Origin of the sequence: Streptomyces sp. DSM 41931 (genome assembly GCF_050271085.1) — a bacterium.
Lineage (GTDB): Bacteria > Actinomycetota > Actinomycetes > Streptomycetales > Streptomycetaceae > Streptomyces > Streptomyces albogriseolus.
Genome location: NZ_CP189902.1, coordinates 3,776,009 through 3,802,433, shown reverse-complemented (window position 1 = coordinate 3,802,433; position 26,425 = coordinate 3,776,009). Strand labels below are relative to the sequence as shown.

Below are 26,425 nucleotides of genomic sequence, written 5' to 3'. Positions count from 1 at the left end.
GCGGGGCCGTCGCCTCCGGGGGTGGCCGTACCGGCTACGAGCAGCGTTTTCCGTCCGCCGGAGGGGTGCCGTCGATCAGGTACGTGTTGATCGCCGAGTCGATGCAGGAGCTGCCGCGGCCGTACGCGGTGTGGCCGTCGCCGTCGTAGGTGAGGAGGCGGGCCGAGGAGAGCTGGCCGGCCAGGCCCTTCGCCCAGCGGTACGGGGTCGCCGGGTCCCGGGTGGTGCCGACGACCACGATCGGCGCCGCGCCCGCCGCCTCGATGCGCTGCGCCTCGCCGGTGGCCCGCACCGGCCAGTACGCGCAGTTCAGGGCGGCCCAGGCGAGGCCCTCGCCGAACACCGGGGACGCCTTCTCGAAGTCGGGGAGCGCCTCCCGCACCTGCTCCGGGGTCTCGAAGGCGGGCGGCAGGTCGAGGCAGTTGACGGCCGCGTTGGCGGACATCAGATTGCTGTACGCGCCGCCCGCGTCCCGCTCGTAGTAGCTGTCGGAGAGGACGAGCAGCCCCGCGCCGTCGCCCTCCTTCATCGCGGACGTCAGCGCCTCGCGCAGCCGCTGCCAGGCCGCCTCGTCGTACATCGCGGCGATCACGCCCATCGTCGCCAGCGACTCGGTCAGCTCGCGGCCCTCGGCGTCGCCGGCGGGCAGCGGGCGGGCGTCGAGCTTCCCGAAGAACGCCTTCAGGTTCTCGCCGATCTTCTCCGGGGTCGTGCCCTTGCCGCCCAGCGGGCAGTCGCTCCGCCGCACGCAGTCCTTCGCGAACGCCGTGAACGCCGTGTCGAAGCCCTCCGTCTGCTCCAGATTGAGCCGGCGCGCGCCCAGCGACGGGTCCATCGCCCCGTCCAGCACCAGCCGGCCCGTCCGCTCCGGGAACAGCCCCGCGTACGTCGCGCCCAGCAGCGTGCCGTACGAGGCGCCGACGTAACTCAGCTTCTCGTCGCCGAGCACCGCGCGCACGATGTCCATGTCCCGGGCCGCCTCGACGGTCGACACATGGCGCAGCAGCTTCGGCGCCTTCGCCCCGCACCCCTCGGCGAACGCGCGGTACGCGGAGACCAGCGCCTCGGTCTCCTTCTTGTCGTCCGGCGTGGTGTCCGTGCGGGTGTACGCGTCCATCGCGCGCCCGTCCAGGCACTCGACGGGCTCGCTGCGGGCGACGCCGCGCGGGTCGACGGCCACCATGTCGTAGCGGGCGCGCACCTCGGCCGGGTAGCCGATGCCCGCGTACATCTGGAGGTAGGCGACCGCGGAGCCGCCCGGGCCGCCGGGGTTGACCAGCAGGGAGCCCAGCCGCTTGCCGGGGCCGGTGGCCTTCTTGCGGGCGACGGCGAGGCGGACGTCCCCGGCGGACGGTTCGGCGTAGTCGAGCGGGGCCTTGACCGTGGCGCACCGGAACCCGGGGACGCCGCAGTCGCGCCACGCCGGCTTCTGTTCGTAGTACTCACCGAGGGCCGCGGGGGTCGAGCCGGGCAGCGGGGCGAGGGCGGCGGCCGCTTCCGCCACCGGCGAACCGGCCCTGCTGGTCGAGGTCCCGGAGGAGCAGCCCGCCAGCAACAGCGCGGCCGTGGTGAACAGGGCTGCTGCGGTACGGGTCCTGCGTGGGGTGCGCCGTGTGTGCATACCGCGAGCGTAACGCTGGGCTACCGGACGGACGCTCTGCGCACACGCCGTGCCCCGGACGAGTTACGGCCGCCTCGCCGGCGAGCCCCGCTCAGCCCGCCCTGAGCGCCATCGTCATCGCCTCCACCGCCAGCAGCGGCGCCACGTTGCGGTCCAGCGCCTCGCCGCAGGCCGCGATCGCCTCGATGCGGCGCAGCGTGGACTCGGGGGTGCTGCTGCGGGCCAGACGCTCCAGCGCGTCCTCGGCGTCGGTGTTGGCGAGGGCGATGCGGGAGCCGAGCTGCAGGGCGAGGACGTCGCGGTAGAAGCTGGTGAGGTCGGCCAGGGCGACGTCGAGGCTGTCGCGCTGGGTGCGCGTCCTGCGCCGCTTCTGCATCTCCTCCAGGTCCTTGACCGCACCCGCCGTGCCGCGCGGGAGGCGGCCGCCCTGGGCCGCGCCCAGCGCCGCCTTCAGGTCCTCGGTCTCCTTGCCGTCCCTCTCCTCGGCGAGCTGCTTGGCGTCTTCGGCGGCCGCGTCGACCAGCTCCTGAGCGGCCCTCAGCGCGCCGCCGACGTCCTCGACGCGCAGCGGCAGCTTCAGCACGGCGGCGCGGCGGGCGCGCGCTGCCGGGTCGGTGGCGAGGCGGCGCGCCCGGTCGACGTGGCCCTGGGTGGCGCGGGCGACGGCGGCGGCCACGTCCGGCTCGATGCCCTCGCGGCGGACGAGCATGTCGGCGACGGCCTCCACCGACGGGGTGCTCAGGACGAGGTGGCGGCAGCGGGAGCGGATCGTCGGCAGGACGTCCTCGACGGACGGGGCGCACAGCAGCCACACCGTCCGCGGGGCCGGCTCCTCGACGGCTTTGAGCACGGCGTTGGCGGACTTCTCGTTGAGCCGCTCGGCGTCCTCGACGAGGATCACCTGCCAGCGGCCGTTCGCCGGCGCGGTGAAGGACTTGCGGACGGTGTCGCGCATGGCCTCGACGAGGATCTGCGAGCCGACGGCGGCCACCGTGGAGACGTCGGCGTGGGTGCCGACGAGCGCGGTGTGGCAGCCGTCGCAGAAGCCGCAGCCGGGGGCGCCGCCGAGGGCCCGGTCGGGGCTGACGCACTGGAGGGCGGCGGCGAAGGCGCGCGCCGCCTGGTTGCGGCCCGCGCCGGGCGGGCCCGTGAACAGCCACGCGTGCGTCATGCGGGACGCCTCGGGCGGGGGCACGTCGCTCGCCGCCGCGGTGACGAACGCGTCGGCGTCCCGGGCGGCGGCGGCGAGCTGCTCGCTCACCCGCTCCTGCCCGACCAGGTCGTCCCACACGGTCATGGGTCAGCCCGCCCTTCCGTCGCCTTCGTGCTGTGCCGGGTCCATTGTGCGGGTCCGCACCGACATCCCCGTCCCCGCCCAGCACGGCCGCCCGGCACGGACCGGTCACGGCCGTCGGCAGAAGCAGTGCCGGGCGCGCCCGAAGGCACGCCCGGCACGGCACAGCGGCACCTCAGCGCCGACGCCACCGTCCGCCGCCGCGGCCCTCGTCGTCGTCGCCGTGGTCGTCCTCGTGCGGGCCGAGCAGTTCGTCGGCCAGCGACGGCAGGTCGTCCAGCGGGGTCTCCTCCGCCCAGTCGGGACGCTCCCGGCGGCGGGGCGCGCTCTCGGCGTCGATCTGCGGCAGCTCACGCGTACGGTCCTCGGGCTCCTCCGGACTGCCCGCGGGACCGGGCCCGCCCCCGCGCACCGGCGGCAGCACGGCCGTCTCGTCGGCCGCGCCCGGCGGGACGGGCGGCAGCACCGCCGTCTCGTCCGCCGCGCCCGGCGCCTGCGGCCGGGGCAGCTCGGTCGTCACCTCGGCGTCGGCCGGCGCCGGACGGTCCGCGTCCCGGGCGACGTCCTCGTCCCGTACGCGCGGCAGCACGGCCGTCTCGTCCACCGGGCCGCCCGTCGCGTTCGTCGGCGTCACCACGGGCGTCGGCACGGTCAGCGCCTCGTCGGCGTCCCGGCTCGCGGCAGGCGGGGCCGGGGTCTCGGAGGGGGTCGCCGTGGTGCGCGGTCCCGCCTCCGCCGCGGCCGCCGCGCGCTCGGCGAGCTGCCGGGCCTGCTCCGCGCGCAGCAGGGCCTCCTCGGCCTTGCGCTGCTTCTCCAGGCGCTGCGCCTCGGCCTCGGCACGCAGCCGCGCCTCTTCCTCCGCCTGCTTGCGGCGGCGCTCCTCCTCGGCCTTCCGGCGCGCCTCCTCCTCGGCGCGCGCCTTCTCCTCGGCGAGCAGCCGCTGACGCTCCTCCTCGGCGCGGCGGCGGGCCTCCTCGGCGCGCTGCCGGGCCTCCTCCGCCTGGCGCTCGGCCTCGCGCCGCTGCGCCTCCTCCAGTTCGCGCCGCTTGCGCTCCTCCTCCTCGGCGCGCAGCTTGGCGAGCTGCTCCTGGCGCTCGCGCTCCAGGCGCTCCTCCTCGGCCTTGCGGGCCGCCTCCTCCTCCGCCTTGCGGCGGGCCTCCTCCTCGGCCTTGCGCCGCGCCTCCTCGCGCGCGGCGATCTCGGCCTCGGACAGCGGCAGGACGCGGTCGAGCCGGTGCCGGATCACCGTGGTGACGGCCTCCGGCTCCTGTCCTGCGTCCACCACCAGGTAGCGGCCGGGGTCGGCGGCGGCCAGGGTGAGGAAACCGGAGCGCACGCGCGCGTGGAACTCCGCGGGCTCCGACTCCAGCCGGTCCGGCGCCTCGGTGAACCGTTCCCGCGCGGCCTCCGGCGACACGTCGAGCAGCACCGTCAGGTTCGGCACGAGTCCGGCGGTGGCCCAGCGGTTGATACGGGCGATCTCGGTCGGCGACAGGTCCCGTCCGGCACCCTGGTAGGCGACGGAGGAGTCGATGTACCGGTCGCTGATGACCACCGCGCCGCGCTCCAGCGCCGGGCGCACGACGGTGTCCACGTGCTCCGCGCGGTCCGCCGCGTACAGCAGGGCCTCGGCGCGGTGCGAGAGGCCGGCGCTGGAGACGTCCAGCAGGATCGAGCGCAGCCGCTTGCCGACCGGGGTCGCCCCGGGCTCGCGGGTGAGGACAACCTCGTGGCCCTTGGAGCGGATCCAGTCGGCGAGGGCCTCGGCCTGGGTGGACTTGCCCGCGCCGTCGCCGCCCTCCAGGGCGATGAAGAAGCCGGTGCCCGCGGGCGCGGGACCGGGGTCGTCGCCGCCGAGCAGCGCGTCCCGCAGGTCCTGCCGCAGCGGCACCCCGGAGCGGTCGTCGACCTTGGCCAGCACCAGCGCGGCGACCGGCAGCAGCAGCGCGCCGGCCAGCATGAGCGTGAAGGCGGCGCCGCCGTGCGCGAAGACGAACTTGCCGTTCTCCAGGCGGTGCGGTCCGATCGCCGCCGCCAGCACGGGGGCGACGACCGCGCCGAGCCCCACGTACACGCGGACCACCGCGTGCAGGTGCTCGGTGACCCGGGACCGGCGCAGCTCCTCGGTCTCCTGGTCGAGCAGGGTGTGCGCGATGTTGGCGGCCATGCCCGCGCCGGCTCCGGCCAGCGCCAGGATCAGCAGCACGCTGGTGACGTCCGGGACGAGTCCGGCGGCGAGCAGCGCGAGGCCCGTGAAGGCGAGGGTGAGGGCGAGCATCCGCCGCCGGGACAGCGCCGGCAGCAGCGCGGGCGCCGTACGGATGCCGACGACCACGCCGCCGGTGAGCGCGCCCACCATGAGGCCGAACAGCACGGGCCCGCCGCCCAGATCCTTGGCGTGCAGCACGGACACGGCGACGGCGGCCGCCACCGCGCCGGCCACGGACGCGCCCGCGAACACCAGCAGCGGCAGCACGCCGGTGCGGCCCTTGTCGGGTCCGGCGGCGTGCCGCGGGGGGCGCAGGCCCTCCAGCGGCGAGCGCGGGCGGGGCGTGCGGGTGCCGGGCAGGTCCAGGAAGGTGACGACGGACAGCGACGCCGCGAACAGTCCGGCCGCGACGTAGGAGGCGAGGGCCGCCTGGTGGCGGCCGAACCACTCGATGCCCGTGCCCAGCAGGTTGTTGCAGAGGGCGGCGGCGACCAGCGTGAGGGCGGCGAGCGGTATCGCCACGAAGCCGGTGCGCAGCGACAGGCGGCGCAGGGCGTCCAGGTGGTCGGGCAGCGGCCGGATGCTGGCGCCCTCGGGCGGCGGCCCGGGCAGCAGCGCGGGCGCCGCGCCCTCGCGGGACACCGTCCAGAAACGCTCGGCGACCCCGGCCACGAAGGCGGTGACGAGCAGGATCGCCAGGGCGTTCCCGGGCGTCCAGTCGATCCACAGCGGCGCGACGATCAGCAGCGCGGCGCGCAGTCCGTCCGCGCCGACCATGGTCCAGCGGCGGTCCAGCGGCCCGTCCTGCGAGGTGAGCGACGTGAGCGGGCCGAGGAGCACGGCGCCGAACAGCAGCGTCGCGAGGATCCGCACGCCGAAAACGGTCGCCACTGCGAACGCCGCCCCGCGGTACCCGCCGCCGAAGGCCTGCTCGGCGACCGACGCCTGGAGGACGAGGAGCACCAGCACGAGGAGGGCGAGGACGTCACCGACCCCGCCCACGAGCTGTGCGCTCCACAACCGTTTCACCTGCGGTCGGCGCAGCAGGGCGCGGACGGCACGCTCGCGGGAGTCCGCGACAAGGGCGTCGTCGGTGGCCGGTGGGGAGGCCGTGGGCTGCTCGGCTCGCGTCATGCGTTCAGCCTATCGGCCCGCGGCGGCACCCCGGGGCCGACGCGCCCTGACATGCACACGTCCCGGCGCGGAACCGTGCCGGGACGTTCACATTCCGAACGCCGGGCGGTGGAACCGGGCGTCAGGGGACGGAGAGTCCACTGCCCGGCGGGACGGTGATCAGTCCTCCGCGCCGTTCGCCGCGGCCGTCTTCTTGGCGGCGGTCTTCTTCGCCGTCGTCTTCTTGGCGGCCGTGGTCTTCTTCGCCGCGGCCGTCTTGGCCGCCGCCGTCTTCTTCGCCGGCGCCTTCTTGGCCGTCGTCTTCTTGACGGTCTTCTTCGCCGTCTTCTTGGCGGGGCCCTTGGCGCGCTTCTCGGCCAGCAGCTCGAACCCGCGCTCCGGAGTGATCGTCTCCACGCTGTCGCCCGAGCGCAGCGTCGCGTTGGTCTCGCCGTCGGTGACGTACGGGCCGAAGCGGCCGTCCTTCACCACGACCGGCTTCTCGCTGACCGGGTCGGTGCCCAGCTCCTTCAGCGGCGGCTTGGCCGCGGCCCGGCCACGCTGCTTCGGCTGGGCGTAGATCGCCTGCGCCTCCTCCAGCGTGATGGTGAAGAGCTGCTCCTCCGCCTGCAGCGACCGCGAGTCCGTCCCCTTCTTCAGGTACGGGCCGTAGCGGCCGTTCTGCGCGGTGATCTCCTGGCCGTCGGCGTCCACGCCGACCACGCGCGGCAGCGACATCAGCTTCAGCGCGTCGTCGAGCGTCACCGTGTCCAGGGACATCGACTTGAAGAGCGAGGCGGTGCGCGGCTTGACCGCGTTCTTGCCGGTCTTCGGCGTGCCCTCGGGCAGGATCTCCGTGACGTACGGGCCGTAGCGGCCGTCCTTGGCGACGATCGTGTGCCCGGTCGCCGGGTCGGTGCCCAGCTCGAAGTCGCCGCTCGGCTTGGCGAGCAGCTCCTCGGCCAGCTCGACGGTCAGCTCGTCGGGCGCCAGGTCGGCCGGGATGTCGGCGCGCTGGTGCTCCTCGGTGTCCTTCTCGCCGCGCTCGATGTACGGGCCGTAGCGCCCGACCCGCAGCACGATGCCGTTGCCCACCGGGAACGACGACACCTCGCGCGCGTCGATCGCGCCCAGGTCGGTCACCAGCTCCTTGAGGCCGCCGAGGTGGTCCCCGTCGCCGTTGCCCGCCTCGGCCGCGCCGCCGTTGCCGGTGCCTTCGCCGAAGTAGAACCGCTTCAGCCACGGCACGGCGCGGGCCTCGCCGCGCGCGATGCGGTCGAGGTCGTCCTCCATCTTCGCGGTGAAGTCGTAGTCGACGAGCCGGCCGAAGTGCTTCTCCAGCAGGTTGACCACGGCGAAGGAGAGGAACGACGGCACCAGGGCCGTGCCCTTCTTGAACACGTAGCCGCGGTCGAGGATCGTGCCGATAATCGACGCGTACGTCGACGGGCGGCCGATCTCCCGCTCCTCCAACTCCTTGACCAGCGACGCCTCGGTGTAGCGGGCCGGGGGCTTGGTGGCGTGGCCGTCGACCGAGATCTCCTCGGCGCTCAGCGCGTCGCCCTCGGCGACCTGCGGCAGCCGGCGCTCGCGGTCGTCCAGCTCGGCGTTCGGGTCGTCGGCGCCCTCGACGTAGGCCTTGAGGAAGCCGTGGAAGGTGATCGTCTTGCCGGACGCGCTGAACTCGACGTCCCGGCCGTCGGCGGCCGTACCGCCGATCTTCACCGTCACGCTGTTGCCGGTCGCGTCCTTCATCTGCGAGGCGACCGTCCGCTTCCAGATCAGCTCGTAGAGCTTGAACTGGTCGCCGGTCAGGCCGGTCTCGGCGGGCGTGCGGAAACGGTCCCCCGAAGGACGGATCGCCTCGTGCGCCTCCTGCGCGTTCTTCACCTTGCCCGCGTAGGTGCGCGGCTGCGGCGGCAGGTAGTCGGCTCCGTACAGCTGCGTGACCTGGGCGCGGGCGGCGGCGACCGCCGTCTCGCTCAAGGTCGTCGAGTCCGTACGCATGTAAGTGATGTAGCCGTTCTCGTACAGCTTCTGCGCGACCTGCATGGTGGCCTTCGCGCCGAAGCCGAGCTTGCGGCTCGCCTCCTGCTGCAGCGTCGTCGTACGGAACGGCGCGTACGGCGAGCGGCGGTACGGCTTGGACTCGACCGAGCGGACCGCGAACCGCGTGTCCTCCAGGGCGGCGGCGAGCGCGCGGGCGTTCGCCTCGTCGAGGTGGAGCGTGTTCGCGCTCTTCAGCTGTCCCAGGGAGTCGAAGTCGCGGCCCTGCGCGACCCGGCGCCCGTCGACCGTCTGGAGCCGGGCGACCAGCGTCGACGGGTCGCTCGCGTCACCGGCGCGGCCGGTGGAGAAGGTGCCGGTCAGGTCCCAGTACTCGGCGGAGCGGAACGCCATGCGCTCACGCTCCCGCTCGACCACGAGCCGGGTGGCGACGGACTGGACGCGGCCCGCGGACAGCCGCGGCATGACCTTCTTCCACAGGACCGGCGAGACCTCGTAGCCGTAGAGACGGTCGAGGATGCGGCGGGTCTCCTGGGCGTCGACCAGCTTCTGGTTGAGCTCGCGCGGGTTGGCCACGGCCTCCCGGATCGCGTCCTTGGTGATCTCGTGGAACACCATGCGCTTGACCGGGATCTTCGGCTTGAGCACTTCCTGGAGGTGCCACGCGATGGCCTCGCCCTCGCGGTCCTCATCGGTGGCGAGGAAGAGCTCGTCGGACTCCTTCAGCAGGTCCTTGAGCTTCTTGACCTGCGCCTTCTTGTCCGCGTTGACCACATAGATCGGCTGGAAGTCATGGTCGACGTCCACACCGAGGCGGCGCACCTCGCCGGTGTACTTCTCCGGAACCTCGGCAGCGCCGTTGGGAAGGTCGCGAATGTGCCCGACGCTCGCCTCGACGATGTAGCCAGGGCCGAGATAGCCCTTGATCGTCTTCGCCTTGGCAGGCGACTCGACGATGACGAGTCGGCGGCCGCCGTTCGCGGTCTCGCTGGTCGGGGACAACTTCGCTCTTCTCTCCGTCGGACGCTCGGGCCTCCCCAGGCGCTTCTCCCCCGGGGTCGGTCATGGTGACGCTGCGGAGTGTGACGGTACATCCCGCCCCCGTGTCAAACGGGAAAAGCCCGCAACGGCCACTCGAACGGTAACCCGACTACCACCGTTCCTGCCGCCCGGAGTGTCCAGACTCCGCCCGCTCTTATGCGGAGCGCGATCCTTCGGTTACCGCGGGCGTCCGGATCGGGACGCGCCTCACAGGCGGCTGAAGCACCAGGCGCCGAGCGCCAGGGAGACGGTCGCGACGGTCCCGGCGACCGTGGTCGACGCGACGCGGTTCACCCCGAGGGCGACCGGGCGGTGCTGCCGCGCGCGGGTCACCGTCCAGGCCAGCAAACCGGCACCGAACAGGCAGAACACCGTTCCCGCGAAGATCGCCGGCCCACTCTCCATCGTCGCCCGCGCCCCCTCTCGTCCGTCCCTGCGCCGACAGCTGAGGACGCTGCCACGCCCGGGCGGCGGGCGGACGAACCGGAGGTGAACGGCGGGGCTCGGCGGGGCGGCGAGGACGGCGGAAGCGAGCCCGCGCGGTCCGCTTCCGGAAATTTCCGCGGGCTCGGGACCGCCCGGCGCCGGGGGCCGACATGGGCGTGAAAGATGCGGCGCACGACACAGGGGCGTACGGGACCCGGTCCCCGTGGCGCGTGTGCTTCGAGGGGCGCTTGTGGCTTGGCGTGGCGCGGTCTCGTTGTCGTCCGCGGGGCGGTGGGGGCTGGTCGCGCAGTTCCCCGCGCCCCTTGCGGGTGCTGCGGTGAACGCGCCCCGAGGGGGCGCGGGGAACTGCGCGAGCGACCCACGACTGCCCGCACCCGGGCGGGCCGCCCGTGCCGGACCCCTCAGTCCACCGGGTTCAGGAACCCCTGCTCCACCAGCAGCCGGATCTGCGCCGGGGTGCGGTCGCGCAGCAGCACGGGGTCCTCGCCGAGGAGCTGGGCGATGGCGTCCAGGATCCGGCCCGCGGCCATGGTGCCGTCGCACACGCCGGCGAACCCCGCGCCGATCGTGTCGACCCTGGTCGCCCGGCGCATCCCCCGGTTCTGCCGCAGCACGACGTGCTCCGGGTCCTCCGCGCCGGGCAGCCCGACCTGCTCCTGCACCACCTCGGGCGCCAGCTCGAAGCGCGCCTCCAGCAGCGCCGCGTCGTCGTGCGACCGCAGGTAGTCCAGCCGCTCGAAGTGCGCCCGGACCGTGTCGCCGAGCGGCTGCTCCACCGGGTGCGGCCACTCCTCCACCGTGACCGACGGCACGGCCGCGTCCGACCGGCGCAGGGTGATCCACCCGAAGCCGACGGACCTGACCTTGCGCGCCTCGAACTCGTCCAGCCACGCGTCGTAGCGCGCCCGGTACTCCGCCTCGTCCCCGCGGTGGTCGCCCGCGTCCCGCAGCCACAGCTCGGCGTACTGCGTCACGTCCTGCACCTCGCGCTGCACGATCCACGCGTCGCAGCCGCGCGGCACCCAGGAGCGGAGCCGGTCCTGCCAGTCCTCCCCCTCCACGTGCTGCCAGTTGGCGAGGAACTGCGCGAAGCCGCCCTGGTCGAGCCGCTCCCCCGCCTGCTGGACGAGCGTGCGGCACAGATCGTCCCCGCCCATCCCGCCGTCGCGGTAGGTGAGCCGCGCACCGGGCGAGATCACGAACGGCGGGTTGGACACGATCAGGTCGTACCTCTCGTCCTCTCGCAGCGGGGCGAACAGCGACCCCTCGCGCAGATCGGCGGCCGGGACCCCGGACAGCGCCAGGGTGAGCGCCGTGATGTGCAGGGCGCGCGGGTTCACGTCGGTGGCCGTCACGCGCGTGGCGTGCCGGGCGGCGTGCAGCGCCTGGATGCCGGACCCGGTGCCGACGTCGAGCGCCGACCTCACGGGCGTACGGACGGTGATCCCGGCCAGGGTGGTGGACGCGCCGCCGACACCGAGCACCACGCCCGCGTCCCGGCTGCCGATGCCCCCGGCGCCCCCGACCGCGCACCCGAGGTCCGACACCACGAACCAGTCCTCGCCGTCGGCCCCGCCGTACGGCCGTACGTCCACGGTGGCCGCGAGGGCGTCGCCGCCGGCGTCCCGCAGCCACCCGCTCTCCAGGCACACGTCGACGGGCAGGACGCCGTCCAGGCCCGCGCGCGGCACCGGCTGCTGAAGCAGGAACAGCCGCACGAGCAGCTCCAGCGGGGTGTCCCCGCGGGTGGCACGGAGCGCGGGCACGGTCTCGCTGCGGGCCAGCGCCGCGTAGGCGGGGGCGCCGAGCAGGTCGAGCAGTCCGTCGGCGGTGAAGGAGGCGCCGAGCAGCGCCTCCCGCAGCCGCGCGGCGGCGTCGGTGCGGTCGGACGAGGGCAGGGGCGGCAGGCTGGCGTCACTCACGCCCCCCATTGTGGCCGCCGCCCCCACCCGGCGCGCACCCGCGGCCGCTGAGCCGCCGTCAGCCGGGGCGGCCCGCACCGCGGGAGCCGGAGTCAGCTCTTGGTCGCGCCGGCCGACGCGGTGGCGGTCTGGCAGCTGGCCTGCCGGGACATGGCCTCGCCGACCTCGCCCTCCTCCAGCGCGCTGAGGGCGTCGCTGCCGCTCTTGCTCAGCTTGTCCAGCTCGGCCGCGATGTCCTTCAGACCGTCGGCGAAGTCCGCCTGGTCCTTGGTGTTGAGGCCGTCGACCTGCTTTTTCAGGGAGGCGTAGGACGCGGAGATGCTGTTGAGCTCCTTCACGGCGTCCTGCTGCTTCTGCTCGCCGTTCTCGACGTCGGGCGCGCCGGCCTTGCTCACGGCCGCGCCGATGGCCTTGTAGGCGTCGGACATGTCCTGGAAGGCCTTCGAGTCGGCCTGCTGGACCGCCTGGGGCGTGCTGTTGTCCGAGGTCTCCTTCTGGATGGCGGTGTTGGCCGCCTTGATCTTGGCGGCCTGCGGCTGAACGGCGTCGCAGACCTCCTTCGCCCAGGCGTCGAGCTTCTCGTCGCTGTCGTCGCCGCCGCATCCCGTCAGCGCCAGTACCAGTACCGCACCGCCGGACAGTGCGGCCGCGAGCTTCTTGTTCACCGGATTGGTCCCTTCCATGGCCTTCGGCCCCGGAACATACACGCCGGATGGCCTACGCCCACATGGTGAACGTCCGGTAAGAGAGTTTTTGTAGCCATTTGCACCAGGCGAGACAAGGGTCACGGGCCGAGAACCGTGCGGGCGGGCGGCGCGTCAATCCGCGCCGCCCGCCCGCACCTTGATCCGGTGTCCGGCGTGCCCTACCGGGAAACCACCGCCGGGTCCGGTGAGTTGGGCCTCGGTTCCGCGCCGCCCTCGTCGTCGTCCACGGCGATCCCGCGCCGCTTGGACACATACACCGCAGCGATGATGACCAGCGCCGAGACGACCGCGATCAGCACCCTCATCCCGACGCTCCTGTCCGCGCCGTAGGAGAACTTGATGACCGCGGGCGCGATGAGCAGCGCCACCAGGTTCATCACCTTCAGCAGGGGGTTGATCGCCGGACCGGCGGTGTCCTTGAACGGGTCGCCGACCGTGTCGCCGATGACGGTGGCCGCGTGGGCCTCGCTGCCCTTGCCGCCGTGGTTGCCGTCCTCCACGAGCTTCTTCGCGTTGTCCCACGCGCCGCCGGAGTTGGCGAGGAACACCGCCATCAGCGTGCCCGCGCCGATCGCGCCGGCCAGGAAGGCGCCCAGCGCGCCCACACCGAGCGTGAACCCGATGAAGATGGGCGCCATCACGGCGAGCAGACCGGGCGTGGCGAGCTCCCGCAGGGCGTCCTTGGTGCAGATGTCGACGACCCTGCCGTACTCCGGCTTCTCGCTGTAGTCCATGATCCCGGGCCTCTCCCGGAACTGCCGCCGCACCTCGTAGACCACCGAGCCCGCCGACCGCGACACCGCGTTGATCGCCAGCCCCGAGAAGAGGAAGACGACCGCCGCGCCCGCGATCAGCCCGACGAGGTTGTTGGGCTGCGAGATGTCCATCATCAGCGTCAGCGGCGCGCCCTCGCCGCTGAGCCGTTCGCCCACGTCCCGCGCGCCGGTGGTGATGGCGTCCCGGTACGAGCCGAACAGCGCCGCCGCCGCGAGGACGGCCGTGGCGATGGCGATGCCCTTGGTGATGGCCTTGGTGGTGTTGCCGACCGCGTCCAGGTTGGTGAGCACCTGCGCGCCCGCGCCCTCGACGTCGCCGGACATCTCGGCGATGCCCTGCGCGTTGTCGGAAACCGGACCGAAGGTGTCCATTGCGACGATCACACCGACCGTGGTGAGCAGACCGGTGCCGGCCAGCGCCACCGCGAACAGCGCCAGCATGATCGACGTGCCGCCGAGCAGGAACGCCCCGTACACGCCGAGGCCGATCAACAGGGCGGTGTAGACGGCCGATTCCAGACCCACCGAGATGCCGGCGAGCACCACGGTGGCCGGTCCGGTCAGCGAGGTCTTCCCGATGTCCCGCACGGGACGCCGGGTGGTCTCGGTGAAGTAGCCCGTGAGCTGCTGGATGAGCGCGGCGAGCACGATGCCGATGGCCACCGCGACCAGTGCGAGGACCCGCGGGTCGCCGCTCTTCCCCAGGATCGCCTCGTCCGTCACCCCGTCGAGGCCGGCGTACGACGACGGCAGGTAGACGAACGTCGCGATCGCGACCAGCGCGAGCGAGATCACCGCGGAGATGAAGAACCCGCGGTTGATCGCGCTCATGCCGCTGCGGTCGGCACGCCGGGGCGCCACCGCGAAGATGCCGATCATCGCGGTGATCACACCGATCGCGGGGACCAGCAGCGGGAACGCCAGCCCCGCGTCGCCGAACGCCGCGGACCCGAGGATCAGCGCGGCCACCAGCGTCACGGCGTACGACTCGAAGAGGTCGGCCGCCATGCCCGCGCAGTCGCCGACGTTGTCGCCCACGTTGTCGGCGATGGTCGCGGCATTGCGCGGATCGTCCTCCGGAATGCCCTGCTCGACCTTGCCGACCAGGTCGGCGCCGACGTCGGCGGCCTTGGTGAAGATGCCGCCGCCGACCCTCATGAACATCGCGATCAGCGCGGCCCCGAGGCCGAAACCTTCGAGCACCTTCGGCGCGTCGGCCGCGTACACCAGCACGACACAGGCGGCGCCGAGCAGCCCCAGCCCCACCGTGAACATGCCGACCACACCGCCCGTACGGAAAGCGATCTTCATCGCCTTGTGCGAAACGGTGGTGAGATCCTTTTCCGGCTCGCCCTCGGCCGGAGTGGCTTCCCGGGCCGCGGCGGCGACCCGGACATTGCTGCGCACGGCGAGCCACATGCCGATATAGCCGGTGGCCGCCGAGAACGCCGCTCCGATCAAGAAGAACACCGACCGCCCGGCCCGCTGATTCCAGTCGTCCGCGGGCAGCAGCATGAGCAGGAAGAAAACGATCACGGCGAATACGCCGAGCGTGCGCAGCTGGCGGGCCAGATAGGCGTTGGCGCCCTCCTGGACCGCGGCCGCGATCTTCTTCATGCTGTCGGTGCCCTCGCCGGCCGCGAGCACCTGGCGTACCAGGACCGCCGCGACGGCCAGCGCCGCCAGGGCCACGATGCCGATGGTCACCACGAGCACGCGGTTCTCGTCGGTCAGCACGGCGGCTGCGAGGGATATGGGTTGGCCCGACTCGTATGAGATGGAAAGCCCCGCCATTCGTCCTCCTTGACGCTTGGGCTGAGCTCAAGATGTGGACGGGATTGTAGGTACCGGAACCTGATCTAAACAGACCGCGAGAAATGTAAATGGCGTGCAGTCGCTCTTCACCATTGATCTCCGGCGACCGGTCGGCCGGAAATCGGTAATGCCTTTGAGGCATTCTCGTGATCGCATTTTCCCGGGCGCGAAGGATCGTGAACGAATTCACGCGATCATCCGCTGGGAACCACTGTAAGGGCGGTCCCCCGCACCCGCACGTGCCGAAGGGCCCCCATGCAGGGGGCCCTTCGGAAAACGGTCGGCGTACGGGTGAACCGGTCAGGTGAACAGCGCGGCCGGCGGCGTGGTGGGCCACCTCATGCGGATCGATCCGCCGCTCTCCCCGGCACTGACCTCGACGTCGTCGACGAGGCCGCTGATGACCGCGAGGCCCATCTCGTCCTCCTCGGACTCCGCGTCCGCGTCGCCGAGCACCTCACCGGCCGGGCGGGCGCGGACGGGAGCGTGCGGGGCCTCGTCGCCGACCTCGATGGAGAACTGCTTCTCCTCCTCGATCAGCAGCACCCTCACGGGCGCCGAGATGCCGCCGTGCTGGTGCAGTCCGACCGCCCGGGTGCAGGCCTCACCGACGGCGAGTCTGACCTCGTCGAGGACGGCCTCGTCCACTCCGGCCCTGCGCGCCACCGCCGCCGCCACGAGCCGGGCGGTCCTCACGTGCTCGGGCAGCGCGCTGAAGCGGAGTTCGACGGTGGCCATGCATCCCCCTCGCGACTACGGGCGTGCGGTGAAGGGGCCGGGCCGCCGAACGCCCGGTCCCCTTGGTGTCTCTCGTGCTGCCCGGGCGCGAGAGCCCGGGAGCGGGTGGTCAGTCGGTCGCCGCCACCGCTTCCTCGACCGAGGTGTGGATCGGGAACACCTTGGTGAGGCCGGTGATGCGGAAAATCTTGAGAATGCGCTCCTGGTTGCAGACCAGGCGCAGCGAGCCCTCGTGGGCTCGAACCCGCTTCAGGCCGCCGACCAGCACGCCGAGACCGGTGGAGTCGAGGAAGTCCACACCTTCCATGTCGACGACAAGGTGGAAACTGCCGTCGTTCACCAGCTCGACCAGCTGCTCGCGCAGCTTGGGCGCGGTATATACGTCGATTTCGCCACCGACCCTGACGATCGTGCGATCGCCCACGGTCTCGGTCGACAGGGACAGGTCCACGGATCCTCCAGCACCTAGCTATCGAGCGGTCGCCCTTGGGACATCTCGGCTCAGCCCCCGGGACGGTTCGCCAGCCGCCATGGCATTCAATCACTTACCGGCAGGCGTGCACGACGCCTTGGCCCCATTGTCCGTCACGCCGGTGACACACTCGGTGCCGATGGCCAAGAATCACCGATCCGATGGACCCCCGACGGACACGCGATCCGGGACCGCCGCGCCGGGCGACGTCCTGGACCGGCTCGCGTCCGGACCGAGCCGGGCTTCGCGCATTACTCATACGGAGCACTTGCCCCCGCGTGCGGGTCGGCATGCCGTCTGGCCGGACCGGATCCGCGCGGAAGTGTTGGCCGCGGTGCGGGCCGCGGGAATCGAACACCCCTGGGCCCACCAGGCGCGGGCCGCCGAGCACGCCCTGGACGGCGACTCGGTGGTCGTCGCCACCGGCACGGCCTCCGGCAAGTCCCTGTCGTACCTCGTGCCCGTGCTGTCCACGCTGCTGGACGGCGCCGAGGCGCCCAACGGCAGGGGCGCCACCGCCCTCTACCTCGCCCCCACGAAGGCCCTCGCCGCGGACCAGTGCCGATCCGTGAAGGAACTTTCACGGCCACTGGGCCATTCGGTGCGCGCGGCGGTCCACGACGGCGACACTCCGTTCGAGGAACGCGAATGGATCCGCCAGTACGCCAACTACGTGCTGACCAACCCCGACATGCTGCACCGGGGCATCCTGCCGTCCCACCCCCGCTGGTCCTCCTTCCTCAAGGCCCTCAAGTACGTCGTGATCGACGAGTGCCACACCTACCGGGGCGTGTTCGGCTCGCACGTCGCCCAGGTGCTGCGGCGGCTGCGGCGGCTGTGCGCCCGCTACGGCGCCTCGCCGGTGTTCCTGCTGGCCTCGGCGACCGCCGCCGAGCCGGCCGTCGCCGCCCGCCGCCTCACCGGCCTGCCCGTGGTCGAGGTGGCGGACGACGCCTCACCCCGCGGTGAACTGGTGTTCGCCCTCTGGGAGCCGCCGCTGACCGAGCTGCACGGCGAGAAGGGCGCCCCGGTCCGCCGCACCGCCACCGCCGAGGCCGCCGACCTGCTCACCGACCTCACCGTGCAAGGCGTCCGCTCGGTCGCCTTCGTCCGCTCCCGGCGCGGCGCCGAGCTGATCTCCGTGATCGCCCAGGAGCGCCTCGCCGAGGTCGACCGGTCCCTGGCCCGGCGGGTCGCCGCCTACCGCGGCGGCTACCTCCCCGAGGAGCGCCGTGCCCTCGAACGCGCCCTGCACTCCGGCGAACTCCTGGGTCTCGCCGCCACCAACGCCCTCGAACTCGGCATGGACGTCTCCGGCCTGGACGCCGTGGTCATCGCCGGCTACCCGGGCACCCGCGCCTCCCTGTGGCAGCAGGCCGGCCGCGCGGGACGCTCCGGGCAGGGCGCGCTCGCGGTGCTGGTGGCCCGCGACGACCCGCTGGACACCTTCCTCGTCCACCACCCCGAGGCGCTCTTCGACCGTCCCGTGGAGTCCACCGTCCTCGACCCCGACAACCCGTACGTCCTCACCCCGCACCTGTGCGCGGCGGCCGAGGAACTGCCCCTCACCGAGGACGACCTCGCCCTCTTCGGCCCCGCCGCCGAGGAGCTGCTGCCGCAGCTGGAGGCCGCGAAGCTGCTGCGCCGGCGGACGCGGGCCTGGCACTGGACCCGCCGCGAGCGGGCCGCCGACCTCACCGACATCCGCGGGGAGGGCGGCCGCCCCGTCCAGGTCGTCGAGGCGGGGACGGGCCGGCTGCTGGGCACGGTCGACGCGGGCGCGGCGCACACCAGCGTCCACGAGGGCGCGGTCCATCTGCACCAGGGCCGCACCTATGTCGTCCGCTCCCTCGACCTGGAGGACTCCGTCGCCCTGGTCGAGCAGGCCAGCCCGTCCTGGACGACGGTGGCCCGGGACACGACGTCCATCTCCGTCCTGGAGACGGACACCGAGATCCCCTGGGGCGACGGACGCCTCTGCTTCGGCTCCGTCGAGGTCACCAACCAGGTCGTCTCCTTCCTTCGGCGGCGGGTCATCACCGGCGAAGTGCTCGGCGAGACGAAACTCGACCTCCCTCCCCGTACGCTGCGCACCCGCGCCGTGTGGTGGACGGTCACCGAGGACCAGCTGGACCGGGCCCGGATCAACCCGGAGATCCTCGGCGGCGCCCTCCACGCGGCCGAGCACGCGTCGATCGGCATGCTGCCGCTGTTCGCCACCTGCGACCGCTGGGACATCGGAGGCGTCTCGATCCCGCTGCACCCCGACACCCTGCTGCCCACGGTCTTCGTCTACGACGGCCACCCGGGCGGCGCGGGCTTCGCGGAACGCGCCTTCCACACCGCCCGCTCCTGGCTCACCGCCACCCGCCAGGCCATCGCCTCCTGCGAGTGCGAGGCCGGCTGCCCCTCCTGCATCCAGTCCCCCAAGTGCGGCAACGGCAACGACCCCTTGCACAAGCGGGGCGCCGTGCGACTGCTGGACGTGCTGCTGGAGGGGGCGCCTGAGGACAAGGCGGAGAAGGCGGAGAAGGCCCAGGCCTCCGAGGGAGAGGACGGCCCGATCAGCGCGCCGGACCCGCAGGCCCCGCCCGCGCCCTGACCTCCGCGGTGAACGGCCCCGCTCCGGACGCCACCGACACGTCCGACACCTCGCCGGTCATCACGCACCGCACGAGCCGTGCGTCCTGGGCCCGGGCCACCCGGTCCGCCCGCGCGCACGCCTCCGCCGCACCCCGCGTCCAGTGGTCGGCGGCGGCGAGCGCCGCGAGGTCCGCGCCTCCCGCCGCCCGGTGCCGGACCACCACGGCGTGCCCGAGGGCGAGCACCACCCCGAACACCACGCACAGCACGGCGACCGCACCGACGCTCCAGACGGAGGCGGAGCCGCGGTCCGCCGGACTCCGGAAGGCTTCCTTCACGTCCCCCTCCCCGCACCCGCGGCCACCACCGCCTCCTCGACCGCCGCGACGGCCTCCTCCCTCAGCTCGAAGGGCAGCGCCCGCAGCATCGGCGCCCCGGCCACGACGGTCACCCGGACCTGCTCGGCGTCCCGGCCGACCGTGACCCGCGCACCGGCCGGGGCCGCCTCCCGGGTCACCTCGACCACCGCGTCCGGCGGATCCTGCCGAGCCGCGGCCCGGGCGCCCGCCCGGGCCGCGTCCACGCACTGGATCTGTGCGGCCACCACCATCAGCCCCCACACCAGCGCAGCCACGAACAGCACCAGCACGGGCAGCACCAACGCCGACTCCGCCGTCACGAACCCGTGGTCGCGCCCCCTGCCGCGCACTGTGCCGCGCCACCTGTCACATCCGGCCATCGAGGGCCTGCTGCACGATGTTCCGCAGGGCCGTGCTGACCGGGCCGCTGTTGACCACCCGGTAGAGCACCACGGCGAACGCCACCGCCGCCACGATGCCCATCGCGTACTCCGAGGTCACCATCCCGGCGTCCCTCCGCGCCCCGCGCACCCTCGCCGTCAGGGCACGCAGCCGCGCCCGCACCACCTGATACATCCGAACCTCCGTACGTGCCATGTCTGTTGTCGTCCTCTTGTCATCCGTCGTCGTGTTCCGCCGCCGTCGTCCGTCGTCCGTCTTCCGCCGTCCGTCTTCGTCGTCCTTCACCCACCCCCTCCGAGCACCCCGCCCGCGAGCCCGATCACCACGGGCAGGACACCGACGGCGATGAAGGCGGGCAGGAAGCACAGCCCCACCGGCGCGCTGATCAGGACCGCCGCCCGCCGGGCCCGCGCTGTCGCCGTACGGGTCCACTCCGCCCGCGCCTCGGTGGCGAGCCGCCCCACCGGGGCGGCCAGCGGGAGACCGGACACATCGGCCCGCTCCAGCAGCCGGGCCAGCGGGACCGCGCCGGGCACGGCGGCCAGCCTGCGCCAGGCCTCCCCCGGCTCACCCCCGAGCCGTACCTCCGCGGCGCCCCGCGCCAGGGCGTCGCCGACCGGGCCGCCCAGGGTCTCCCCGACGGCCTGCGCCGCCGGTACCGGTCCGGCGCCCGCCGCGATGCAGGCGGACAGCAGGTCGGCGGCGAGGGGGAGTTGGCGGGCCGCCTGCGCGATGTCGGATGCGTCCGCCTCAGCGGCCGTCCGCGTCTGCCGCCGGTGCCACCGCCACAGTCCCGCCGCCAGCACCAGCCCCAGCCCCACACCGCCGAGCCCGCCCACCGTCACCCACCCGGCGAACACGACCGCCCCGTACGGCAGCCGGCCGCGCGCGGTCCTGAGCAAGGGGAGGCGCGCACCCGCTCTTCGCCGCTCCCGCGCCGCGAGCGCGTCGAGTCTCCGCCGTGTCCGCCGCTCGCACCGGAGCCGGTACCACCAGGCCCACGCCCCGACGAGCACGGCCGCGACCCCCAGGACCGTCCCCAGCCTGTGGACGACGTCGCCGCTCATGCCGCCGCCTCCTCGGCGCCCCGCATGATCCGCAGCGCCCACCACAGGCCCAGCCCTTCCAGCACCCCGCCGGCCGCCAGACAGACCGACCCCGGCGGTGTGTGCAGCAGGACGTGCAGCGGGTCGGCGCCCAGGGCCGCGCCCAGCGCCAGGCCCACCACCGGGAGCCCCGCGAGCATCACCGCCGTGGTCCGGGCCCCGGACAACTGGGCGCGCAGGTCGGCGCGCTGGTCCCGCTCGGCGCGCAGGGCCGCTTCCAGCCGGTCGAGGCCGTCCGCGAGACCCGCGCCCTGGTCCACCGCCACCCGCCAGCACGCGGCGAGACCGCGCAGTCCCTCGGCGCCGGGCTGCCGGGCCGCCGCCGCCAGCGCGTCCGGCACGTCCCCGCCGAACCGCGCCGCCGCCAGCACGGCCGCCTGCATAGGGCCCAGCCCTCCGGAGTCCCGGACGGCCGGCAACAGCGCCTCGCCCGGCTGCCGTCCCGCGCGCAACTCCCCGGCGAGCGCCCCGCACAGCGCGACCACCGCGTCCGTGCGGCCGTCCCGCTCCTTGCGCGCGGCCGCGGCCCGTCGCACCTTCCGCAGCAGAGGCACTCCGGCCGCCCCCGCGACGGCCGGCAGCACCGACGCCCCGAGCACCGCCAGCACCACCCCGGCGGCCAGCGACGCCCACTCGACGCCCAGCCGCCTCCGAAGGCCGACCGCCCGCAGCGCGAAACGTGGCCGCCGCGCCGACACCCGGTCGTCCCCGGCGAGCGCCCGCGCCCGCCTGGCCTCCCCGTGTCCGCCGCCCAGCACCCAGGCCGCCGTCCCCAGGCACGCCACCGCCGTCCCCACCGTCGTCCCGGTCGCCCCGCTCATGCGCCGACCGCCTCTCGCCCCGCCCGGGCCTCCTCGTCCTGTGCGGCGCGCAGCAGGTGCCGCAGGCGCGGCCAGGCAGGCTCGGCGACGAAGGTCTCCGGTCCCCACCGCAGCGCCGGCGCCGTCCGCACCAGCCCCGAGGGGTCCCGCTCCAGGACGTGCACCTCGGCGATCCGCCGCCTGCCGCTGCGGTCCCGCACCAGGTGCAGCACCACCGACAGGGCGGCCGCGAGCTGACTGTGGAGGGCGAACCGGTCCAGGCCTGCCGCCGTGCCGAGCGCCTCCAGCCGGGCGGGGACGTCGCTCGCCGCGTTGGCGTGCACGGTGCCGGAGCCGCCCTCATGTCCCGTGTTGAGCGCGGCGAGCAGATGCACCACCTCGGGCCCGCGCACCTCGCCCACGACGAGTCGGTCCGGCCTCATCCGCAGGGCCTGGCGCACCAGGTCCTCCAGGGTCACCAGTCCCGCGCCCTCCTGGTTGGCGGGCCGGGTCTCCAGGCGCACGACGTGCGGGTGGTCGGGCCGCAGCTCGGCCGAGTCCTCCGCCAGCACGATCCGCTCGTCCGGCCCGACCAGCCCCAGCAGGGCGCTGAGCAGGGTCGTCTTTCCGGTGCCCGTGCCGCCGCTGACCAGGAAGGACAGCCGCGCGTCCATCAGGGCCCGCAGCACCCGGTCGCCGCCCGGCGGCACCGTCCCCGCCGCCACCAGTTCGTCGAGGGTGAAGGCGCGCGGCCGCACGACCCGCAGGGACAGACAGGTGCCGCCCACCGCGACCGGTGGCAGCACCGCGTGCAGCCGGGTCCCGTCGGGAAGCCGGGCGTCGACCCAGGGCCGCGCGTCGTCCAGGCGCCGTCCGGCCACCGCGGCGAGCCGCTGCGCCAGGCGCCGCACGGACGGCTCGTCCGGGAAGGACACCGGGGTGAGCAACAGGCCCCCGCCGCGGTCCACCCAGACCCGGTCAGGCGCCGACACCAGCACGTCGGTCACGGCCGGGTCGGACAGCAGCCGCTCCAGCGGTCCGCTGCCGACCAGCTCGGACCGCAACCGCTCGGCCGCGCCGAGCACTTCCGCGTCGCCGAGCACCCGGCCCTGTTCGCGCAGGGCCTGCGCCACCCGCGCGGGCGTCGGCTCGGCCCCGCTCTCGGCCAGCCACCGCCGCACCCCGTCGAGCAGGCCGGGCGGCATTCCCGCCCCGGTCGTCCCCGTGCCGCTCATGCCGCCCTCGCCTCCACCAGCGCGCGCTCCCAGAACTCCCGGCAGAAGCGGGCCAGCGGGCCCCGGCCGGTCACCCCGGGCGGCCGCCCGGTGCCGTAAGGGCGCTGGAGGGCGGGCTCCACGGGCACGTCCCCGGCGAGGGGCAGGCCGAGCAACCGGGCCACCTCGCGGTCGTCCAGACCGGGTGCGTACGGTCCGCGGACGGCAACGCGCAGATCGCGCAGGACCATGCCCACGGCGGAGGCGACGCGGCCGGCCGCCGCGACGGCGCGCAGCTCCGCGGGGACGACGAGGAGCGCCAGGTCGAGCTGGGCGAGGACCTCGGCGACGCCCTCGTCGACGCGTCGCGGCAGGTCGACCACGACGGCTCCGCCGCCGCGCCGGGCGGCTGCGAGGACCGCGCGCACGGCCCGGGGCGGCACCGAGAGGCAGTCGCCGCGATCCCAGCTCAGCACCCGCAACGAGTGCAGCTCGGGAAGCGACTCCTCCAGCGCCCCGCCGCCGACCCGGCCGTGCGACGAGGCGAACGCGGGCCAGCGCAGTCCTTTCGCCGTCTCGCCGCCGAGCGCCACGTCCAGTCCGCCGCCCAGCGGGTCGGCGTCCACCAGCAGGGTGCGCAGCCCCTCGCGGGCGGAGGTGACGGCGAGCGCGCACGCCAGGGTGGACGCGCCCGCGCCGCCCCGGCCGCCGATGACGCCGACGGTCAGGGCGGGCCGGCCGACGCCTTCGGCGACGTCGGCGATGCGGTCGACGAGCCACTGCTCGCCGTCGGGGAGCATCAGCACATGGTCGGCGCCGATCTCGACGGCCCGCCGCCAGACTCCGGGGTCGTCCTGGTCGCGCCCGACCAGCACCACCCCCTGTCTGCGGGGCGCGCCGCGGGCCCGCCGGGCGGCGTCGTCGCCGACCAGGACCAGGGGTGCGGCCTCCCAGCTCCCGCGCGGCCCGGGCAGTCCGTGATGGACCTCCGGTGTGGCGCCTGCGGCCGCGCACAGGCGCAGCAGGTCGTCGAGGAGTGCCGTGTCCTCGGTGACGATCAGCGGTGCGCCCGGTCGGTTGCCTCCGGGCGGCGGGTCGTGCGTGACGGTTCCGGTCATGTCGTCCCCAGTGCTCCCTACCTCGCGCGGCCCTCGGGGCCCGCCGATTCCAGATGGGGGGAGGACCGCGCTGCGGCCTCCCGCGGGCCGGCCGGCGAAGACCGGCCGTGCGCGTCACGGCAGCACGGAAGCGGGTGTGAACTCCCGGCGAGCGGGACGCGTGGGAATGACAGTGCAGCGGTCCCGGAAATCGTGGGGATCTTGGTGGAAAACTGTGGACGGGGCGTTGGCTGTGAATATCGCGGTCACCCATACCGGTGAGGCCGTCATAGCTTGCGTGCGATAACCGCAGCGCAGCCTGACCGTTACACTCCGTCACCCGTCACGCGCATGACAATCAATTCCTCGCATGAACCCGCACGGGGGCAAGGAAGGGGAGAAAGCGGCGGAAAATGCGTCCGGACATGCGACGACCCCCGCCGGGGGGGAGAGCGGGGGTCGTCCCCACGGCCGACTCGGGGGGGGAGGAGTCGGACCGGGTTAGCACGGTCGCGAACGATCCGTGACTTCCATGGTGTACCCGAGGGCCTTCTCAGGCAAACCCACGCGCCACACCTTACGCCGAATGGGCTGCGCCTATGCTCAAGGGCGTGGAAAACCACTTGTCGCCCCGCACAGCCGCCTTCTTCGACCTGGACAAGACGGTCATTGCGAAGTCGAGCACACTCACCTTCAGCAAGTCCTTCTACCAAGGCGGCCTGATCAACCGCAGGGCCGTCCTGCGGACCGCGTACTCCCAGTTCGTGTTCCTCGCCGGCGGCGCGGATCACGAGCAGATGGAACGGATGCGGAAGTACCTGTCCGCGCTGTGCCGCGGGTGGAACGTCCAGCAGGTCAAGGAGATCGTCGCCGAGACCCTGCACGACCTGATCGACCCGATCATCTACGACGAGGCCGCCACGCTCATCGAGGAGCACCACGCCTCCGGCCGCGACGTGGTGATCGTGTCCACCTCGGGCGCCGAGGTGGTCGAGCCGATCGGCGAGCTGCTGGGCGCCGACCGGGTCGTGGCCACCCGCATGGTGGTGGGCGACGACGGCTGTTTCACCGGCGAGGTCGAGTACTACGCGTACGGCCCGACCAAGGCGGAGGCGATCCGGGAACTCGCCGCGTCCGAGGGCTACGACCTGGCTCGCTGCTACGCCTACAGCGACTCGGTGACCGACGTCCCGATGCTGGAGGCCGTCGGGCACCCGCACGCCGTGAACCCGGACCGCGCACTGCGCCGGGAAGCACTGGCGCGCGAGTGGCCGATCCTCGATTTCCACCGTCCGGTGCGGCTGAAGCAGCGTTTCCCGGCGTTCTCCGTTCCGCCGCGTCCCGCTCTTGTCGCGGCGGCCGCGATAGGCGCGGCGGCGGCCACCGCGGGCCTCGTCTGGTACGCCAGCCGCCGCCGCTCGACGGTTGCCTGAACGTACTTTTTCTTCGTCGCGCGTCCCGCCCCGGGGCGCGTTCGCCATTTCGCCGTCCGTTTACTGCTTGTTTGAACCGAAAAGTAAAGGAACGCGGTCAGGACTTCCCCTCTCCGGGAAGCCGGAGTACAAAGGAGCTGACGGCCCGCGAGACCAAGGACGTCCGAGAGGACGACCTCCAGAACGCTTTAGGCCCCACGGACCGCGCATGGAAACCGCGCACCCACGCGACGTCGACCCGTCGATTACGGGCCAGCCGCACCAGGCCGGGCAAAGTCCCCGGCCTGATGGGCACATATCGAGGACGCTTGGTAACGCGGTGGACGTGCCAGCGGCGGTACGAGTATTCGTACCGCCGCATTTTTGCGCGGGCCCCCCACCTCGGCCCGCGTGATCTTCCGGCCGATCAGGCGGCTCCGCGCTGCAGCGCCTCGCACACCGCCGTCGACTCGCGCGCGCCCAGCTCGACCGCGCGCCCGCAGTGGGCGATCCAGGCCGCCATGCCCTCCGGCGTGCCGGACAGGTACCCCTTCAGCGCCTCCCGGTAGGCGTCCTGGCCCAGCTCGGCGTGGCCGACCTCGGCGGGGCACACCGACTTGGGGTCGAGTCCGCTGCCGACCAGGACGATCCGCTCGGCCGTGCGCGCGACCAGACCGTTGCGGGACGTGAAGGGACGCAGCGCCAGCAGCTCGCCGTGCACCACGGCGGCGGTCACCAGCGCCGGCGCGGAACCGCCCGCGATGACGATCTCGGCCAGGCCCTCCAGACGGCCGTGCATCTCCTCGGCGCCCGGCAGAGGGAGATCGATCACGGGCTCGTCGACCGGCTCGCCCGCCCGGCGGGGCCGGCCCACGTGCTCGGCCTTGTCGGCCGCGGCGACCAGATGCAGCCGCGCCAGCACCCGCAACGGCGACTGCCGCCAGATCGACAGCAGCTGCCCCGCCTCGGCCGTCAGCCGCAGCGCCGCGCCCACGGTGCGCGCCTCGTCGTCGCCGCTGAAGTCGCTGCGCCGCCGCACCTCCTCCAGGGCCCAGTCCGCGCCGGACAGCGCCGCCGAACCCCGGGCGCCGCGCAGCGCCGCCTCGGAGGTGATCTCGTTGCTGCGCCGCCGCATGACCCGGTGCCCGTAGACCCGGTCCACGGCCTTGCGTACGGACTCCACGGAGTCGGCCACACCGGGCAGGTCGCCCAGGGCCGCGAGGGGATCGGCGGTCGCGCCCGTCGTACTCATGGGTACGACCCTACGCACCCCGGACGCCCGCCCCACGA

The 26,425-nt window shown here is 73.7% G+C and carries 20 protein-coding genes; 2 read left to right on the top strand and 18 right to left on the bottom strand.

The window, feature by feature from the left end; all coding sequences use genetic code 11:
• Positions 1–34: 34 nt before the first annotated feature.
• From ACP7TJ_RS17685 to bldG, 10 genes are all read right to left on the bottom strand, one after another.
• The gene (locus ACP7TJ_RS17685) at positions 35–1,621 is read right to left on the bottom strand and encodes an alpha/beta hydrolase (protein WP_380864605.1); all 1,587 of its coding nucleotides are present in this window, start codon (positions 1,619–1,621) and stop codon (positions 35–37) included.
• 91 nt (positions 1,622–1,712) lie between these two features.
• Positions 1,713–2,918 carry a DNA polymerase III subunit delta' gene (locus ACP7TJ_RS17680; protein WP_167741161.1) on the bottom strand — a complete coding sequence of 402 codons (1,206 nt, stop codon included), beginning with the start codon at positions 2,916–2,918 and terminating at the stop codon, positions 1,713–1,715.
• A gap of 172 nt (positions 2,919–3,090) precedes the next feature.
• Positions 3,091–6,258 carry a dTMP kinase gene (gene tmk, locus ACP7TJ_RS17675; protein ID WP_367461979.1) on the bottom strand — a complete coding sequence of 1,056 codons (3,168 nt, stop codon included), beginning with the start codon at positions 6,256–6,258 and terminating at the stop codon, positions 3,091–3,093.
• A 159-nt stretch (positions 6,259–6,417) separates the two neighbouring features.
• Positions 6,418–9,246, bottom strand: a complete 2,829-nt coding sequence (gene topA / locus ACP7TJ_RS17670) for a type I DNA topoisomerase (protein ID WP_189911084.1) — start codon at positions 9,244–9,246, stop codon at positions 6,418–6,420.
• 246 nt (positions 9,247–9,492) lie between these two features.
• Positions 9,493–9,690, bottom strand: a complete 198-nt coding sequence (locus ACP7TJ_RS17665; protein WP_093764544.1) for a hypothetical protein — start codon at positions 9,688–9,690, stop codon at positions 9,493–9,495.
• A gap of 443 nt (positions 9,691–10,133) precedes the next feature.
• Positions 10,134–11,663 carry a DUF7059 domain-containing protein gene (locus ACP7TJ_RS17660; RefSeq protein ID WP_427763794.1) on the bottom strand — a complete coding sequence of 510 codons (1,530 nt, stop codon included), beginning with the start codon at positions 11,661–11,663 and terminating at the stop codon, positions 10,134–10,136.
• An 83-nt stretch (positions 11,664–11,746) separates the two neighbouring features.
• The gene (locus ACP7TJ_RS17655) at positions 11,747–12,337 is read right to left on the bottom strand and encodes a small secreted protein (protein ID WP_093764543.1); all 591 of its coding nucleotides are present in this window, start codon (positions 12,335–12,337) and stop codon (positions 11,747–11,749) included.
• Positions 12,338–12,519: 182 nt separating this feature from the next.
• Entirely contained in the window at positions 12,520–14,931 is a 2,412-nt protein-coding gene (locus ACP7TJ_RS17650) for a sodium-translocating pyrophosphatase (protein WP_427763791.1), read from the bottom strand.
• 321 nt (positions 14,932–15,252) lie between these two features.
• Positions 15,253–15,690, bottom strand: a complete 438-nt coding sequence (locus tag ACP7TJ_RS17645; RefSeq protein ID WP_093764541.1) for an ATP-binding protein — start codon at positions 15,688–15,690, stop codon at positions 15,253–15,255.
• Between the two features lie 109 nt (positions 15,691–15,799).
• Positions 15,800–16,141 carry an anti-sigma factor antagonist BldG gene (gene bldG / locus ACP7TJ_RS17640; RefSeq protein WP_006132569.1) on the bottom strand — a complete coding sequence of 114 codons (342 nt, stop codon included), beginning with the start codon at positions 16,139–16,141 and terminating at the stop codon, positions 15,800–15,802.
• A 79-nt stretch (positions 16,142–16,220) separates the two neighbouring features.
• Between bldG and ACP7TJ_RS17635 the strand changes: the two genes are divergently transcribed.
• Positions 16,221–18,764: a DEAD/DEAH box helicase gene (locus ACP7TJ_RS17635; protein WP_427763787.1), complete on the top strand. Its 2,544-nt coding sequence runs from the start codon at positions 16,221–16,223 to the stop codon at positions 18,762–18,764.
• Here the strand turns inward: ACP7TJ_RS17635 and ACP7TJ_RS17630 are convergent.
• The 7 genes from ACP7TJ_RS17630 to ssd form a co-directional block, all read right to left on the bottom strand.
• The gene (locus ACP7TJ_RS17630; protein WP_093764539.1) at positions 18,727–19,083 is read right to left on the bottom strand and encodes an Rv3654c family TadE-like protein; all 357 of its coding nucleotides are present in this window, start codon (positions 19,081–19,083) and stop codon (positions 18,727–18,729) included. The genes ACP7TJ_RS17635 and ACP7TJ_RS17630 overlap by 38 nt on opposite strands.
• A complete protein-coding gene (locus ACP7TJ_RS17625; protein ID WP_176710657.1) occupies positions 19,080–19,484 on the bottom strand; it encodes a TadE family type IV pilus minor pilin in 405 nt (134 codons plus the stop codon). The genes ACP7TJ_RS17630 and ACP7TJ_RS17625 overlap by 4 nt, the downstream gene beginning before the upstream one ends.
• Positions 19,471–19,680 carry a DUF4244 domain-containing protein gene (locus ACP7TJ_RS17620; protein ID WP_033274961.1) on the bottom strand — a complete coding sequence of 70 codons (210 nt, stop codon included), beginning with the start codon at positions 19,678–19,680 and terminating at the stop codon, positions 19,471–19,473. Before ACP7TJ_RS17620 ends, ACP7TJ_RS17625 begins: the two co-directional genes overlap by 14 nt.
• A 107-nt stretch (positions 19,681–19,787) precedes the next feature.
• Entirely contained in the window at positions 19,788–20,573 is a 786-nt protein-coding gene (locus tag ACP7TJ_RS17615; protein WP_380864594.1) for a type II secretion system F family protein, read from the bottom strand.
• Positions 20,570–21,433 (bottom strand): type II secretion system F family protein, encoded by an 864-nt coding sequence (locus ACP7TJ_RS17610; protein ID WP_193457713.1) that lies wholly within the window; start codon positions 21,431–21,433, stop codon positions 20,570–20,572. Before ACP7TJ_RS17610 ends, ACP7TJ_RS17615 begins: the two co-directional genes overlap by 4 nt.
• Positions 21,430–22,647, bottom strand: coding sequence for a TadA family conjugal transfer-associated ATPase (locus ACP7TJ_RS17605; protein ID WP_093764535.1), 1,218 nt, complete (start codon positions 22,645–22,647; stop codon positions 21,430–21,432). The genes ACP7TJ_RS17610 and ACP7TJ_RS17605 overlap by 4 nt, the downstream gene beginning before the upstream one ends.
• Positions 22,644–23,744, bottom strand: a complete 1,101-nt coding sequence (gene ssd / locus ACP7TJ_RS17600; protein ID WP_167741171.1) for a septum site-determining protein Ssd — start codon at positions 23,742–23,744, stop codon at positions 22,644–22,646. Before ssd ends, ACP7TJ_RS17605 begins: the two co-directional genes overlap by 4 nt.
• Positions 23,745–24,322: 578 nt before the next feature.
• Here ssd and ACP7TJ_RS17595 point away from each other — a divergent pair.
• On the top strand, positions 24,323–25,156 hold the full coding sequence (locus ACP7TJ_RS17595) for an HAD family hydrolase (RefSeq protein ID WP_167741172.1): 834 nt from the start codon (positions 24,323–24,325) through the stop codon (positions 25,154–25,156).
• Positions 25,157–25,562: 406 nt separating this feature from the next.
• Here the strand turns inward: ACP7TJ_RS17595 and ACP7TJ_RS17590 are convergent, their stop codons facing one another.
• Positions 25,563–26,387 carry an oxidoreductase gene (locus tag ACP7TJ_RS17590; protein WP_427763778.1) on the bottom strand — a complete coding sequence of 275 codons (825 nt, stop codon included), beginning with the start codon at positions 26,385–26,387 and terminating at the stop codon, positions 25,563–25,565.
• Positions 26,388–26,425: the final 38 nt, after the last annotated feature.

Bases quoted from the DNA above. Each gene is read 5' to 3' on its own strand.
- ACP7TJ_RS17685 (WP_380864605.1), bottom strand. From the start codon at position 1,621: ATGCACACACGGCGCACCCCACGCAGGACCCGTACCGCAGCAGCCCTG.
- ACP7TJ_RS17680 (WP_167741161.1), bottom strand. From the start codon at position 2,918: ATGACCGTGTGGGACGACCTGGTCGGGCAGGAGCGGGTGAGCGAGCAG.
- tmk (WP_367461979.1), bottom strand. From the start codon at position 6,258: ATGACGCGAGCCGAGCAGCCCACGGCCTCCCCACCGGCCACCGACGAC.
- ACP7TJ_RS17665 (WP_093764544.1), bottom strand. From the start codon at position 9,690: ATGGAGAGTGGGCCGGCGATCTTCGCGGGAACGGTGTTCTGCCTGTTC.
- ACP7TJ_RS17660 (WP_427763794.1), bottom strand. From the start codon at position 11,663: ATGGGGGGCGTGAGTGACGCCAGCCTGCCGCCCCTGCCCTCGTCCGAC.
- ACP7TJ_RS17655 (WP_093764543.1), bottom strand. From the start codon at position 12,337: ATGGAAGGGACCAATCCGGTGAACAAGAAGCTCGCGGCCGCACTGTCC.
- ACP7TJ_RS17650 (WP_427763791.1), bottom strand. From the start codon at position 14,931: ATGGCGGGGCTTTCCATCTCATACGAGTCGGGCCAACCCATATCCCTC.
- ACP7TJ_RS17645 (WP_093764541.1), bottom strand. From the start codon at position 15,690: ATGGCCACCGTCGAACTCCGCTTCAGCGCGCTGCCCGAGCACGTGAGG.
- ACP7TJ_RS17635 (WP_427763787.1), top strand. From the start codon at position 16,221: ATGGCATTCAATCACTTACCGGCAGGCGTGCACGACGCCTTGGCCCCA.
- ACP7TJ_RS17625 (WP_176710657.1), bottom strand. From the start codon at position 19,484: ATGGCCGGATGTGACAGGTGGCGCGGCACAGTGCGCGGCAGGGGGCGC.
- ACP7TJ_RS17620 (WP_033274961.1), bottom strand. From the start codon at position 19,680: ATGTATCAGGTGGTGCGGGCGCGGCTGCGTGCCCTGACGGCGAGGGTG.
- ACP7TJ_RS17615 (WP_380864594.1), bottom strand. From the start codon at position 20,573: ATGAGCGGCGACGTCGTCCACAGGCTGGGGACGGTCCTGGGGGTCGCG.
- ACP7TJ_RS17610 (WP_193457713.1), bottom strand. From the start codon at position 21,433: ATGAGCGGGGCGACCGGGACGACGGTGGGGACGGCGGTGGCGTGCCTG.
- ACP7TJ_RS17605 (WP_093764535.1), bottom strand. From the start codon at position 22,647: ATGAGCGGCACGGGGACGACCGGGGCGGGAATGCCGCCCGGCCTGCTC.
- ssd (WP_167741171.1), bottom strand. From the start codon at position 23,744: ATGACCGGAACCGTCACGCACGACCCGCCGCCCGGAGGCAACCGACCG.
- ACP7TJ_RS17595 (WP_167741172.1), top strand. From the start codon at position 24,323: ATGCTCAAGGGCGTGGAAAACCACTTGTCGCCCCGCACAGCCGCCTTC.
- ACP7TJ_RS17590 (WP_427763778.1), bottom strand. From the start codon at position 26,387: ATGAGTACGACGGGCGCGACCGCCGATCCCCTCGCGGCCCTGGGCGAC.